11 protein-coding genes and 1 pseudogene are annotated in these 12,551 nt (G+C 71.2%); 9 read left to right on the top strand and 3 right to left on the bottom strand.

Going from position 1 to position 12,551, the window contains the following annotated elements; genetic code table 11:
* Positions 1–30: 30 nt before the first annotated feature.
* From ACGFWI_RS20185 to ACGFWI_RS20155, 7 genes are all read left to right on the top strand, one after another.
* Positions 31–1,395 carry an FAD-binding oxidoreductase gene (locus ACGFWI_RS20185; protein ID WP_393907330.1) on the top strand — a complete coding sequence of 455 codons (1,365 nt, stop codon included), beginning with the start codon at positions 31–33 and terminating at the stop codon, positions 1,393–1,395.
* Between the two features lie 281 nt (positions 1,396–1,676).
* The gene (locus ACGFWI_RS20180; protein ID WP_393907329.1) at positions 1,677–2,504 is read left to right on the top strand and encodes an FAD binding domain-containing protein; all 828 of its coding nucleotides are present in this window, start codon (positions 1,677–1,679) and stop codon (positions 2,502–2,504) included.
* Positions 2,501–5,227: a molybdopterin-dependent oxidoreductase gene (locus tag ACGFWI_RS20175; RefSeq protein WP_393907328.1), complete on the top strand. Its 2,727-nt coding sequence runs from the start codon at positions 2,501–2,503 to the stop codon at positions 5,225–5,227. Before ACGFWI_RS20180 ends, ACGFWI_RS20175 begins: the two co-directional genes overlap by 4 nt.
* Positions 5,224–6,195 (top strand): antibiotic biosynthesis monooxygenase, encoded by a 972-nt coding sequence (locus ACGFWI_RS20170; RefSeq protein ID WP_393907327.1) that lies wholly within the window; start codon positions 5,224–5,226, stop codon positions 6,193–6,195. Before ACGFWI_RS20175 ends, ACGFWI_RS20170 begins: the two co-directional genes overlap by 4 nt.
* A gap of 77 nt (positions 6,196–6,272) precedes the next feature.
* On the top strand, positions 6,273–6,596 hold the full coding sequence (locus ACGFWI_RS20165) for a hypothetical protein (RefSeq protein WP_393907326.1): 324 nt from the start codon (positions 6,273–6,275) through the stop codon (positions 6,594–6,596).
* Between the two features lie 9 nt (positions 6,597–6,605).
* Positions 6,606–6,899, top strand: a complete 294-nt coding sequence (locus ACGFWI_RS20160; RefSeq protein ID WP_393907325.1) for a ribosomal protein L7/L12 — start codon at positions 6,606–6,608, stop codon at positions 6,897–6,899.
* Between the two features lie 72 nt (positions 6,900–6,971).
* Entirely contained in the window at positions 6,972–8,417 is a 1,446-nt protein-coding gene (locus ACGFWI_RS20155; protein ID WP_393907324.1) for a dihydrolipoyl dehydrogenase family protein, read from the top strand.
* Positions 8,418–8,435: 18 nt separating this feature from the next.
* Here ACGFWI_RS20155 and ACGFWI_RS20150 read toward each other — a convergent pair whose 3' ends face one another.
* Together ACGFWI_RS20150 and ACGFWI_RS20145 are read right to left on the bottom strand one after the other, a co-directional pair.
* Entirely contained in the window at positions 8,436–8,867 is a 432-nt protein-coding gene (locus ACGFWI_RS20150) for a tetratricopeptide repeat protein (RefSeq protein WP_393907323.1), read from the bottom strand.
* 101 nt (positions 8,868–8,968) lie between these two features.
* A pseudogene (locus ACGFWI_RS20145) lies at positions 8,969–9,446 on the bottom strand (SsgA family sporulation/cell division regulator).
* A 236-nt stretch (positions 9,447–9,682) separates the two neighbouring features.
* Here ACGFWI_RS20145 and ACGFWI_RS20140 point away from each other — a divergent pair.
* Complete coding sequence (locus ACGFWI_RS20140) at positions 9,683–11,209, top strand: RDD family protein (RefSeq protein ID WP_393907322.1); 1,527 nt, start codon at positions 9,683–9,685, stop codon at positions 11,207–11,209.
* Between the two features lie 156 nt (positions 11,210–11,365).
* A complete protein-coding gene (locus ACGFWI_RS20135; protein ID WP_393907321.1) occupies positions 11,366–12,178 on the top strand; it encodes an RDD family protein in 813 nt (270 codons plus the stop codon).
* Here ACGFWI_RS20135 and ACGFWI_RS20130 read toward each other — a convergent pair.
* Complete coding sequence (locus ACGFWI_RS20130; RefSeq protein WP_393907320.1) at positions 12,170–12,526, bottom strand: hypothetical protein; 357 nt, start codon at positions 12,524–12,526, stop codon at positions 12,170–12,172. The two genes, ACGFWI_RS20135 and ACGFWI_RS20130, sit on opposite strands and share 9 nt — an antisense overlap.
* Positions 12,527–12,551: the final 25 nt, after the last annotated feature.

The raw sequence follows: 12,551 nt of genomic DNA, 5'->3' as shown, positions 1-12,551 counted from the left end.
TGTGCGGCCCATGGGTGCGAGGCTGAGGGTATGGACCTCATCGCACGGCTGCGCGCCGGACTTCCGGGTGAAGCGATCCTCACCGATCCCGACGTCACCGGCTCCTACGCCAACGACATGGCGAGTTTCTGCGAGGCCGGGACGCCCGCCGTGGTCGTCCTGCCGCGCACCGTCGAAGAGGTCCAGCACATCATGCGGACGGCCTCCGAGCTGCGGGTCCCGGTCGTCCCGCAGGGGGCGCGCACGGGCCTGTCGGGCGCCGCCAACGCCTCTGACGGCTGCATCGTGCTCTCCCTGGTCAAGATGGACCGGATCATCGAGATCAGCCCCGTCGACCGGATCGCGGTCGTCGAGCCCGGCGTCATCAACGCCGTCCTGTCCCGCGCGGTGAACGAACACGGCCTCTACTACCCGCCGGACCCCTCCAGTTGGGAGCAGTGCTCCATCGGCGGCAACATCGGCACCGCCTCCGGCGGCCTGTGCTGCGTCAAATACGGGGTCACCGCCGAGTACGTCCTCGGTCTGGACGTCGTCCTCGCCGACGGGCGGCTGCTGACGACCGGCCGGCGCACCGCCAAGGGCGTCGCGGGCTATGACCTCACCCGGCTGTTCGTCGGCTCCGAGGGGAGTCTGGGCATCGTCGTACGCGCCGTCCTCGCGCTCAAGCCGGAGCCGCCGCAACAGCTCGCGCTGGCCGCCGAGTTCCCCTCCACCGCGGCCGCCTGCCAGGCCGTCTGCGAGATCATGGCCCGCGGCCACGCCCCCTCGCTGCTGGAGCTGATGGACCGTACGAGCATCCGCGCGGTCAACGACATGGCGCAGATGGGCCTCCCGGACAGCACCGAGGCGCTGCTGCTGGCCGCCTTCGACACCCCCGAGCCGGCCGCCGACCTCGCCGCCGTCGGGGAGCTGTGCACCGCGGCGGGCGCCACCGAGGTCGTACCCGCCGAGACCGCCGCCGAGTCCGATCTGCTGCTGCAGGCCCGCCGGCTGACCCTGACCGCGCTGGAACAGGTCAAATCCGCCACCATGATCGACGATGTCTGCGTCCCGCGCTCCCGGCTCGCCGAGATGCTCGACGGCACCGCCGCCATCGCCGAGAAGTACGGCCTGACCATCGGCGTCTGCGCCCACGCCGGCGACGGCAACACCCACCCCACCGTCTGCTTCGACGCCGCCGACCCCGACGAGTCCCGCCGGGCCCGCGAGTCCTTCGACGACATCATGGCGCTCGGCCTGCAACTGGGCGGCACCATCACCGGTGAGCACGGCGTCGGTGTCCTGAAGAAGGAGTGGCTGGCGCGGGAACTGGGGCCGGTGGGAGTGGAGTTGCAGCGCGGCATCAAGGACGTCTTCGACCCGCTGGGGATTCTCAACCCCGGAAAGCTCTTCTGAAGCACACGGGCCCCGGCGCCGTTCCGTGCCGTGCGGTCGGTCATTTTACTCGTCGTTGCGGGCGCGCGCAGAAATGCTGATTTCCCGCCGGGGTTGTGACGTGGCAAGAGCGGACCTTTCTGCCTATCCTGAACACGAATATTTGCGTCCGCCGGTCCTTTCGTGAGGAGTTCGACCGCGGCGGCCATTTTTCGACCGCGTCGGCCATATATGGATTCCGTCGCTTGAGGTTGCGCCGTTCCCCGCGCGCACGATTTTCGTCGTGAGGGAGATCAGTTCCCATGGACCTCAACACCATCACCGAAGTCGTCCGGCGACCGTCCGACCGGCCTGGCGCGGACTGGCGGGCGGGAGATGCCTGGCTCGCCGGCGGAACCTGGCTGTTCTCCGTGGAGCAGCCGGGCCTGCGCCGCCTGATCGACCTGACGGCGCTGCGTTGGGAACCCCTCGTCCCGGGCGAAGCGGGCCTCGGAATCGGCGCCACCTGCACCATCAGCGAGCTGTACGCCCATGCGCTGCCGGAGGAGTGGACCGCGGGCCCCCTCTTCAGGCACAGCTGCGAGGCGTTCTTGTCCTCGTTCAAGGTCTGGAGCTCGGCGACGGTCGGCGGCAATATCTGCATGTCCTTGCCGGCCGGCCCCATGATCACGCTGACGGTCGCACTGGAGGCACAGTACGAGCTGTGGGCTCCTGACGGTTCCGCGCGCACCGTCGATGCCCTCACCTTTGTGACCGGCAACAAGGAAAACATTCTGGCCCCCGGGGAAATCCTGCGGCGCATCCACATTCCGGCGCACGCCCTGCGGAAACGCACCGCGCACCGCAGCTTCTCGCTGACCCGCCTCGGCCGTTCGACGGTATTCCTCATCGGTACGCAAACGCCGGGAACGCGCGATCTGCTGCTCACCGTCACCGCCGGCACCACACGGCCGGTGCGCATGGCCTTCGACACCGTGCCCGACGCCCGGACGCTGCAGCAGAGCATCGACGCCCTCGCTGCCGACGTCTGGTTCGACGATCCCAACGGGACTCCCGACCACCGCCGACATCTGACACGGCACTTCGCCGAAGAGATCCGTCGCGAACTCACGGCTGGGGGCCCGGCATGACCTACCTCGTGAACGGCAAGCGCTTCGACGAAGAACCGGAGCCCGGTCAGTGCCTGCGCACCTTCCTCCGGGCCCTCGGCCAGCACGGCGTCAAAAAGGGCTGCGACGCGGGCGATTGCGGTGCCTGCACGGTGTGGCTGGACGGCAGTCCGGTACACAGCTGCATCACCCCCGCGTTCCGCGCGGACGGCCGTGCGGTGACGACGATCGAAGGGATCGGGTCCCCGGGAAACCTGCATCCGGTGCAGCGGCAGTTCCGCGACGCCCCGGGATTCCAGTGCGGTTTCTGCACCGCAGGGATGATCATGACGTCGGCAACGTTCACCGAGGCTCAGAAGGCGGACCTGCCACGGGCGTTGAAGGGCAACCTCTGCCGCTGCACCGGTTATCGAGCGATCGAGGATGCCGTGAAAGGCGTCGTCGGCGTGGCGAAGGCCGCGCCGGGAAAAGCCGTCGGGACGAGCGTCGGTGCGCCGGCGGCCGATGACGTGGTGACCGGTCGCGCCGAGTTCACGATGGACACGCACCTCGACGGCATGCTGCACCTCAAGGTGCTGCACTCACCCCACGCGCACGCCCGGATCGTCTCGATCGACAAGACCGCCGCGCTCGCGGTTCCCGGCGTACATCGCGTCTACACCTGGGAAGACGTGCCGCGCAGGCGCTTCACCACGGCGATCCACACCGACCATCTCGTGGATCCGGACGACACCTGTGTCCTCGACAGCACCGTCCGCTTCGTCGGCCAGCGCGTCGTCGCGGTCCTGGCCGACTCCGTCGGGGCGGCAGAAGAGGGCTGCCGACGGGTCGTCGTGGCATACGAGGTGCTGCCGGCGGTATTCGACCCCGAAGAGGCAAGGGCGGAGGGGGCGCCACAACTGCACGGCGCGGTGGACCCCTTCGTCCTCGACCCCGTCCACAACACCTTGGTGGAGATCCATTCGCACCTCGGCGATATCGACGCGGGGTTCGCCGAGGCCGACGTGATCCACGAAGGCACGTACTTCTCCCCACGGGTGCAGCACGCGCATCTCGAGACCCACGGCTCGATCGCCTGGATGGAGGACGGCCGCCTGAACGTCCGCACCAGTTCGCAGTCGCCGTCGATCGGGAAGGTCAAACTGGCCCATCTGTTCGCGCTGCGCCCGGACCGGCTCCGGGTGTTCTGCGCCCGCGTGGGCGGCGGCTTCGGCGGCAAACAGGAAGTGATCTCGGAGGATCTGGTGGCGCTCGCCACCCTGGACACCGGGCGGCCGGTCGCCTTCGAGTACACCCGGGAGGAGGAGTTCACCACCGCGTCGCCACGGCATCCGATGACGCTGACGGTCAAGCTCGGCGCGAAGGCGGACGGAACGCTCACGGCGCTCCAGGTCCGCACCGTGTCGAACACGGGCGCCTATGGCAATCATGCCGGCGAAACGCTGTATGCGGGCGGCGCCGCTCTCATGCTCTACCGCTGCCCGCACAAGAAGTACGACGCGTTCTCCGTCTACACCAACACCGTGCCGAGCGGGGCACTGCGCGGTTACGGGATGACGCAGCCGTCGTTCGCCGTGGAATCGGCGATGGACGAACTCGCACGCGCCCTGCACATGGATCCGCTCGAACTGCGACGGCGCAATATCGTGCGGCCGGGCGATCCGCTCCTCGCCCTGCACGAGGGCCCCGACGACGTGGTGTTCACCGAGGACGGGCTCGCGAAGTGCATCGACCTGGTGGACGAGGCCATGGCCCGTACCGCGGATGAGCCGCCGCCCGGCCCCGGGTGGCTCGTCGGGGCCGGAGTCGCGAGTTCCCTGCACGAGACCGCGCCGCCGACCGAACACCTCTCCGAGGCCTGGGTCACGCTGGGCGACGACCTCGTGTACGAACTGGCCGTCGGCACCGTCGAATTCGGCGAGGGTACGTCGACCGCGCATGTCCAGATCGCGGCCAACCAGCTGGGCACGACCCCGTCGCGGATCCGCCTGGTGCAATCCGACACCGACCGCACGGGATTCGACACCGGTGCCTTCGCGAGTGCCGGCCTCTTCGTGGCGGGCAACGCGGTACTCCGAGCGGCCAATGCCGTGCGCGACCGCATCCTGGAATTCGCTGCCGCGTACACAGGTGAGCATCTCGTGATGTGCTCGATGGACGACGAGAGCGTCCTCTGCGGTGACCGGCGGGTGCCGTTGGCGGAGCTCGTCGCATCCGCCCGAGCGCGCGGCATCCGGTTCACCGCCGCCCGCAAGGCCCACGGCTCACCCCGCAGCGTCACCTCCAATACGCAGGGGTTCCGCATCGCCGTCCATCAGGTGACGGGGGAGATCCGCATTCTTTACAGCGTCCAGGCGACCGACGCCGCCGTCATCATCAACCCCGCGCAGGTCCGGGGACAGGTGGAAGGCGGTGTCGCCCAGGGAATCGGCTTCGCCCTCACCGAGAACCACCATGTCGACGCGAACGGGGTCATGGTCAACCCGAACTTCCGCAATTACCGCATCCCCGCCTACGCCGACGTCCCCCGCACCGACGTGCTGCTGGTGGACTCGGCGGATTCCGTCGGACCCCTGCGGTCGAAGGGGATCGCGGAATGCTGTATCAACCCGGTGGCCCCCGCGCTGGCGAACGCGCTCCATGACGCCACGGGCGTCCGCTACCGCGCGCTGCCCCTGACACCGGAACGCATCTACCGACGGCTCGGCGAAAGCGCGTCGGTGACGACGGGCCTGCGCACATGACCACCGGAAGGTCGGAAGGTGCCGAGGCGACGGTCATCATCGGCCAGAAGGTCCGGCCCGGACTGGAGCGGGAGTTCGAAGCGTGGCAGGAGGACCTCAACGCCGCTGCCGCCGACTACGACGGTTTTCTCGGCGCCGAGATCTCCCGGCCGACACCCCTGCAACCCGACTGGCTGGTCGTCTACCGATTCGACTCGATAGCCCATCTGCAAGCGTGGATCAACAGCGCCACCCGGCAGAGCTTTCTCGACCGCGGCAGCGCCTATCGTGACGGCCCGGCAACCCAGCAGGTCGTCAGCGGCGGCATACGGCCACCGGACCCGCTGGTGACCGTTGTGGTCACCCACCGCGTCCACCCGGATCACGTCGACGCCTTTCTCGCCTGGCAGCGCCATATGGACCGGGAGGAGAGCGCCTTCGAAGGTTTTCGCGGAACCGAACTCTTCCGTCCGGTCGAGGGGCTTCAGGACGAATGGACCACGCTGTACCGATTCGACAGCGCCGAGCACCTCGATGCCTGGCTGACGTCGCCCGAGCGGCAGGGACTTCTCGCCGAGGGCGAGAGGTTCCACGACTTCCGCATGCGCACGATCGACAGCTCGTTCGGCAGCTGGTTCGCCTTCGAGAAGAACGGCAGGGAAGCGCCGCCGCCCTCGGAGACCAAAACCTCCGTCGCGGTCTGGGTCGGCCTGTACCCGACCGTGGTGCTGCTGACGCTCCTGCTGTCACCGCTGAAGATGCCGCTCTGGCTCGGGCTGCTCGTGGGCAACCTGCTGTCGAGCTTCATCATGAGCTTCGTGACGATGCCCTTCTACGTGAACCCGCTGCTGAGGCGGTGGCTGCGGCCACGCCCGGACGCACCGGCGACGAAGACCAACCTCGTCGGCCTCGGCACCGTCGCCGCGGTGATGGTGTTCTGGGCCGTGGTCTTCTACCTCGTGACGACCCAGATCTTGCATCTGCCCTGATCCGGCGCCCCCGAACGCCGCCGCACGGGCCAGGGCCCGGATGTACACGGCAAGGGAAAGGACGGTTGACTGCCCCCATGACGATCAACGATCCGCACAGATCCGGCGAGGGCATGGTCACCTTCCGCGTGACCGGCCAGGGCGTCGACGACCTCACCTACGCCGTCCAGGCGCCGGGTGACTCCGGCGGCGAACAGCAGGTGGTCCGGCCCGAATTGCCGTGGTTCGTGGTGACCGACGCCCGGGGCGTGGGTGCCATGCCGATGCTCACCCTCACCCTCGACGGGCCGGACGCCTATGCCGAGTGCGAGATCCTGACCGACGGCGCACCGGCCGTCCGCGGCACCGTGCACGGCCCCGCGGCGACTGCCGTGTTCATGGCACGCGCCGCCGCCTCGTAGAGTGCCGCCATGGAATCCGCGTCCCTCATTGCCATAGCCGTCCTCCTGCTCGGCGCCTACCCGGCCGCGCTGGCCAGTGACCGCCGGGCCAAACGGCTGGAAACCCGGCTCCAGCGGCTGGAACGCAAGATGGACCTGCTGCTCGTGCAGGCCGGGATCGTCGAGCCGGAGCACCCCAGGATGGCCGAGATCGACGCCCTGCTGGCGCAGGGCAAGAAGATCCAGGCCATCAAGGTGCACCGCGAGGTGACCGGTTCCGACCTCGTCGAGGCCAAGGAAGCGGTCGAACGCCGGATGCGCTGACGCCCCGTTGGGCAGAGGATGGCCAGAAGGACCCGCCGGGCCACCTCATGCCGACGCAGGAAGCGAGAGCCGATGGCAGCGACCGAAGCGACCAAAGCCGCTGATGAGGCGTATGACGTCATCGTGCTGGGGGCGGGGCCGACCGGTGAGAACGTCGCCGACCGGGCGCACGCCGCCGGGCTGAGCGCGGTGGTGGTGGAGAGCGAACTGGTCGGCGGCGAATGCTCCTACTGGGCGTGCATTCCGAGCAAGGCCCTGCTGCGCCCGGTCACCGCCCGCTCCGAGGCGCGCCGGGTCCCCGGCCTCAAGGACGCCGCGGATGTGCCGCTGGACGTGCCCGCGGTGCTCGCGCACCGAGACGAGTTCGTCTCCTACTGGAAGGACGACGGACAGGTCCGCTGGCTGGACTCGGCCGGCATCGACCTGGTACGCGGCCCCGGCCGGCTGGCCGGGCCCCGGCGGGTGGTCGTCGACGGCGGACGGGTGCTCAGCGCGCGGCATGCGGTCGCGGTGTGCACCGGCAGCCGCGCGGTACTGCCCCCCATCCCCGGGCTCGCCGAGGCCAGGCCCTGGACCAGCCGCGAAGCCACCAGCGCCAAGGCCGTGCCGGGCCGCCTGGTCGTGGTCGGCGGCGGCGTGGTGGGCGTCGAGATGGCCACCGCCTGGCGGGCCCTGGGTTCCTCCGTGACGCTGCTGGTACGCGGCGACGGGCTGCTGCCCCGTATGGAGCCCTTCGCCGGCCGTCTGGTCGCGGAATCGCTCGCCGAGGCCGGGGTCTTCCTGCGGACCGGCGTCGAGGTGCGCGCGGTGCGCAGGGAAGCCCCGGGCGGCCCGGTCACCGTCGAGCTGGACTCCGGCGACGAGATCGTCGCCGATGAGCTGCTGATCGCCACCGGCCGGGCCCCGCGCACCGAGGACGTAGGCCTGGAGACGGTCGGCCTGACCCCCGGCTCCTGGCTGGACGTCGACGACAGCCTCCGGGTGACGGGGGTGACCGGCGGCTGGCTCTACGGCGTCGGCGACGTCAACCACCGCGCGCTGCTGACCCATCAGGGCAAATACCAGGCCAGGATCGCCGGCGCCGCGATCTCCGCGCGCGCCCGGGGCATCCCGATCCTGGAGTCCGACCCCTGGGGCGCGCACGCCGCCACCGCGGACCACCTCGCCGTCCCGCAGGTCGTCTTCAGCGACCCCGAAGCCGCCTCGGTGGGCCTGACCGCCGCCGCGGCGGAGGAGGCCGGGTACCGCACCCGGGTGGTCGACCAGGATCTGGCGGCCGTCTCCGGGGCGGCCCTGTACGCGGACGGCTACCGCGGCCGGGCCCGGATGGTCGTCGACCTGGACCGTGAGGTGCTGCTCGGCGCCACCTTCGTCGGCTTCGGGATCGGCGAACTGCTGCACTCCGCGACGGTCGCGGTGAGCGGCGAGGTCCCCATCGAGCGGCTGTGGCACGCGGTGCCCTCCTACCCGACGATCAGCGAGGTGTGGCTGCGGCTGCTGGAGGCGTACCGCGGCTGAGGCGTCGCGAAGGGGCGCTCAGACGTCCGCGCCCAGCGCCGCGGCGATCCGCAGCTGCCCGGCGGCCTCGCCGGCACGCCCCTGGCGCTCCAGGGTGCGGCCCAGCATCAGCCGGGCGTACGCCTCGACCGGATCGCGGTCCAGTACGGCCCGCAACTCGGTTTCGGCGCGCCCCAGTTGGGCGGAGTGGTAGTAGGCGCGGGCGAGCAGCAGCCGCGGTGCGACCGGCCGCGGGTCCTCGTCCACCACGCCGCGCAGGATCCGGGCCGCGGCCGTGAAGTCCTTCGCCTCGAAGAACAGCTGGGCCCGCGCCCAGCGGTCGGCGGCGGCGCCGTGCTCGTAGTAGTCCGCGTCGTACGCCGTGGAGCCGGTTCCGAACACCGCGACACCGGTGCCGTACGCCGTGGAGCCGGTGTCCTGACCCGTCCGTGCGCGGTAGCTCTCGTTCATACCGCGCCCAACAGCGCGGCCCCCGGGAACATTCCACCGGGCCGGCGCGGTGCGGCGCCGGCCTCCCCGTCCCGTCCCCCGAAGGCCCGGTCCGTCACCCCCTACGCCCCGGGCTCGGGGGACTCGTCCGAGGGCCGCGGGCCGCTCGGCCACAGATCGTCCGACGACGCCATGGCGAGCAGGTCGCCCAGCCCTTTGTCGAGGTCCAGATGCCGCTGCTCGGACCCCGGCGGCACCATCCGCAGGGTTGCGCTCCAGCCATGCGGAGACCGCGGCGGCCGGTGCCTCCAGCAGCGCCTGGCCGTTCGGCGAGTCCAGCTCGATGCAGACCAGGCTGCGGCCGTCGAGCTTGGTCGGCCACACCCGCACATCGCCGTTGCCGCACGGTCGGAACACGCCCTCGACGAGCAGTTCGCGGGCGAAGGTCCAGCTGACCGGGGAGTGCGAACCGATATGAAACGTGACACGGACGGCGTACGGGTCGTCCGTCCGGTACGTCAGCCGGGCCGGCACCGGAACGCTCCGCTCCGGTGACAGGACCAGGCCCAGCTCCAACTCTCGCTCCACCACGGTGTGCATGACGTCCGCCTCTCTCCGCTCCCCGCGGACACCCGGTACCGGGCCCGCATAGAGGAAGAGGCGCCGGGCGCCGGACCATTACACGACTTCGTACAACTTTTTTGCCGCCCCTCTTACAGGTGGTCGTGGGCGGGCATGGGCACCGATGCAACCGGGGTCTGATAGATGTGGACGCCGCGTTGCGGCAGACTGCATCCCACACCCACCAGGCCGAGTACAGATACGGGACTTCGGACATGAGCGCTCCTACCTCAGGATCCGCCGGCGGTAGCCCCACGCCAGGCTTCTACCCGGACCCGTCCATCCCCGGCTACATCCGGTACTGGAACGGTGCCGCATGGGTGCCGGGTACCAGCCGGCCCGCCCCCGCCGAGGGCGAGGCGATGCCCGCGCCGCCACCCGGCATGGCCCCGCCGTCCGCCCCCGCCGTCGAGGAGACCGGCCCGGTCTTCTTCGACGAGGAGGAGGCGGCCGGCGGCTCCGCGGTGCCGGCCGTACGCCGGAGCGGCGAGGTCGAGGCCCGGCCCGCGGTCGGCTGGGACGACCCGGCCAGGCTGCACGGCACCAGCCCCGAACCGGCGGCCGCCTGGCAGGCCGACGCCTCCCGGCAGGGCGGCTACGGCAACGAGACCGACCGCCGGATCTCCTGGGGCTCACCGGACCAGGCGCCCCCCGGTACGCCGTCGGGCGCGCCTTCCTGGGGTGCGGTGCCGCCGCAGCGCGAGGAGCAGGCCGGTGCCGAGGCACCGGCCGGCGAGGCGCCCGGTGCGTCCTCGCCCGCCCCGCGCCCGGAGCGCCCCACCGACGGGACGGTCGCCATCCGGGCCGTGAACCCGGCCGCCCGCCGCGGCGGGAACTCCCAAGACCAGGGCACCACCGCGATCCGTGCGGTACGGCCCGACGCCGGCAAGCCCGCCAAGGGCGGCGAGACGATGGCGATCCGGGTCGCGGGCGGCGGCCGTACCCCGTCCGCCGCGCCCGCTGAGGGCTCCCCGCAGTCGCTGCCGTCCGTCGGCGCCCAGCAGCAGGGCCGCCAGGCCCCGCAGCACCAGGCCCCGCAGCACCAGGCTCCCCAAAGCCCCGCGCAGCACCCCGCCCCGCAGAGCCCGGCGCAGCAGACCCCTGGTCCGCAGGCGTCCGCCCCCTCGGCCGGCTTCCCGCCGCAGGGCGGTACCGCACCGGCCGGGTCCGGCGCGCAGGGCGCCGACGCCGACGGCGTCATCCCCTGGAAGCCGCCGGCCGCCGCCGATCCCTTCCAAGCCGCCGCCGAGGCTGCGCAGGGCCACCCGGCGGGCCTCGGCCGCAGGCTGGCGGCCCGGCTGATCGACACGCTGGTGCTGGGCGCGCTCACCTCCGCGGTGGCCGTCCCGATGTGGAGCACCGTCACGGACCACATCGACGCCAAGGTCGAGGCGGCCAAGCAGTCCGGCCGCCAGGTGACGGTCTATCTGATCGACGGCACCACCATCCCGGTCCTCGCCACGATCCTGGCCGTCCTGCTGATCGGCGGTGCGCTCTACGAGGCGCTGCCGACCCTCAAGTGGGGCCGCACCCTGGGCAAGAAGCTGTGCGGCGTACGGGTCCTGGACATCGAGGGCCATGACACCCCGACCCTCGGGGCGGCGCTCAAGCGCTGGTTCGTCTACAGCGTGCTCGGCGTGCTCGTCGTCGGTGTGCTGAACGTCGTCTGGTGCGTGTTCGACCGGCCGTGGCGCCAGTGCTGGCACGACAAGGTCGCGCGGACGTTCGTCGCCTCCGGCTGAGGCACCTCGCCGGGGCGGCCGTCCGCCCGTCCCGTCCGTGACCGTGCCGCGGCGGCCGAGCGCCGCCGCGGCACACCGCTTCCCGACGGGCGGTTTCCGTCCCCCGAACGGACTTCGCCGGATGCGGCGGGCCCTGACAAGGGGTCGACTCGGGCCATGAGTACCGACCAGCCCCGGCCCGGCCCCGGTGAGCCACCGGAGAACGACCCGTTCCTGAAGAAGCCGCAGGAGCCCCCGGCGGGCGGCGCTCCCCGTAACAGCTCTCCCCGTGAGAACGGCTCGCCTCGTAACCACGCTCCGCGCGGCAACGGCGTGGGCGGAGGCGCTGCGGGTGGAGACGCTGCGGGCGGCGGCGCGGGCGGTACGCCACCCCCGGGAGGCCCGCCGCCCCCGCCGCCCGGTGGCACCCCGCCGCCCCCGCCGCCCTCGTACGGCAGCGGCCCGTATGCCGGCGATCCGTACGGCGGACAGCCCGGCCCGGCCGATCCGCTGGCCGGGATGCCGCCGCTGGCGAACCGCGGCCGGCGCCTCGTGGCGCGCATCATCGACGCGATCATCATCGGTGTGCCGGTGTCCGTGATCATGACCCTGATCGTCGGCGGGGTGGACTACTTCAGCACCGACAGCGTGGAGGCCGGTAGGCAGTCGACGGTATCGGGCGTCACCATGCTGGCGTATCTCATCTACGAAGGGCTGATGCTCTCCAGTCGCGGCCAGACCCTCGGCAAGATGGCGATGAAGATCCGGGTGGCGATGCTCTCGAACGGCTCGATCCCGACCAACCAGGCGGGCTGGACCCGGGCCGCTGTCTATACGCTCCCGGAGATCATCCCGTGCTGCGGCTTCATCTTCTGGCTGGTCAACGTCCTGTGGTGTACCTGGGACAAGCCGTACCACCAGTGTCTGCACGACAAGGCGGCGAAGACCGTGGTGGTATCCACGGAGACGGGCGGCGCCCCGTCAGCGTGAGTGCTCGCCGACCCGGGTGTCCGTGGCGGCAGCCGGGCCGGTGAGGTTTCCCCAGCGGGCGAGGGGAGGCGCCGCCACGGGCCGAACGTGCTCGGGCGGCGTCGGTACGGCCCGCAGGGGGGCGGGCGCGGCGGGCGCCTTGGCCCGTGCGAGACGCCGGAGGACCACCCGCGGCACCCCGGGCATCGGGACCGTCATGGCGACCAGCAGCCCGAGCCCGAGCCCGGCGATGGCGATGACCGCGACCCCGACCCCGGTCTGCGTCTGCGAGAGCAGCAGCATCGCGAGGGTGGAGAGAAAGACGGTGGCCGAACCGTAGGCGAGCTGTGCGGCAGTCGGTCGAGGCATGACGGAATCCGTCCTCGGAGGGTCG

Origin of the sequence: Streptomyces sp. NPDC048434, assembly GCF_043200375.1 — a bacterium.
GTDB lineage: Bacteria > Actinomycetota > Actinomycetes > Streptomycetales > Streptomycetaceae > Streptomyces.
This window is presented reverse-complemented; position numbering and strand designations above follow the sequence as displayed.

Excerpts from the sequence above, each read along its gene's own strand:
- ACGFWI_RS20140 (WP_393907322.1), top strand. The coding sequence starts at position 9,683 with ATGAGCGCTCCTACCTCAGGATCCGCCGGCGGTAGCCCCACGCCAGGC.
- ACGFWI_RS20150 (WP_393907323.1), bottom strand. The coding sequence starts at position 8,867 with ATGAACGAGAGCTACCGCGCACGGACGGGTCAGGACACCGGCTCCACG.
- ACGFWI_RS20170 (WP_393907327.1), top strand. The coding sequence starts at position 5,224 with ATGACCACCGGAAGGTCGGAAGGTGCCGAGGCGACGGTCATCATCGGC.
- ACGFWI_RS20130 (WP_393907320.1), bottom strand. The coding sequence starts at position 12,526 with ATGCCTCGACCGACTGCCGCACAGCTCGCCTACGGTTCGGCCACCGTC.
- ACGFWI_RS20135 (WP_393907321.1), top strand. The coding sequence starts at position 11,366 with ATGAGTACCGACCAGCCCCGGCCCGGCCCCGGTGAGCCACCGGAGAAC.
- ACGFWI_RS20165 (WP_393907326.1), top strand. The coding sequence starts at position 6,273 with ATGACGATCAACGATCCGCACAGATCCGGCGAGGGCATGGTCACCTTC.
- ACGFWI_RS20180 (WP_393907329.1), top strand. The coding sequence starts at position 1,677 with ATGGACCTCAACACCATCACCGAAGTCGTCCGGCGACCGTCCGACCGG.
- ACGFWI_RS20185 (WP_393907330.1), top strand. The coding sequence starts at position 31 with ATGGACCTCATCGCACGGCTGCGCGCCGGACTTCCGGGTGAAGCGATC.
- ACGFWI_RS20160 (WP_393907325.1), top strand. The coding sequence starts at position 6,606 with ATGGAATCCGCGTCCCTCATTGCCATAGCCGTCCTCCTGCTCGGCGCC.
- ACGFWI_RS20175 (WP_393907328.1), top strand. The coding sequence starts at position 2,501 with ATGACCTACCTCGTGAACGGCAAGCGCTTCGACGAAGAACCGGAGCCC.
- ACGFWI_RS20155 (WP_393907324.1), top strand. The coding sequence starts at position 6,972 with ATGGCAGCGACCGAAGCGACCAAAGCCGCTGATGAGGCGTATGACGTC.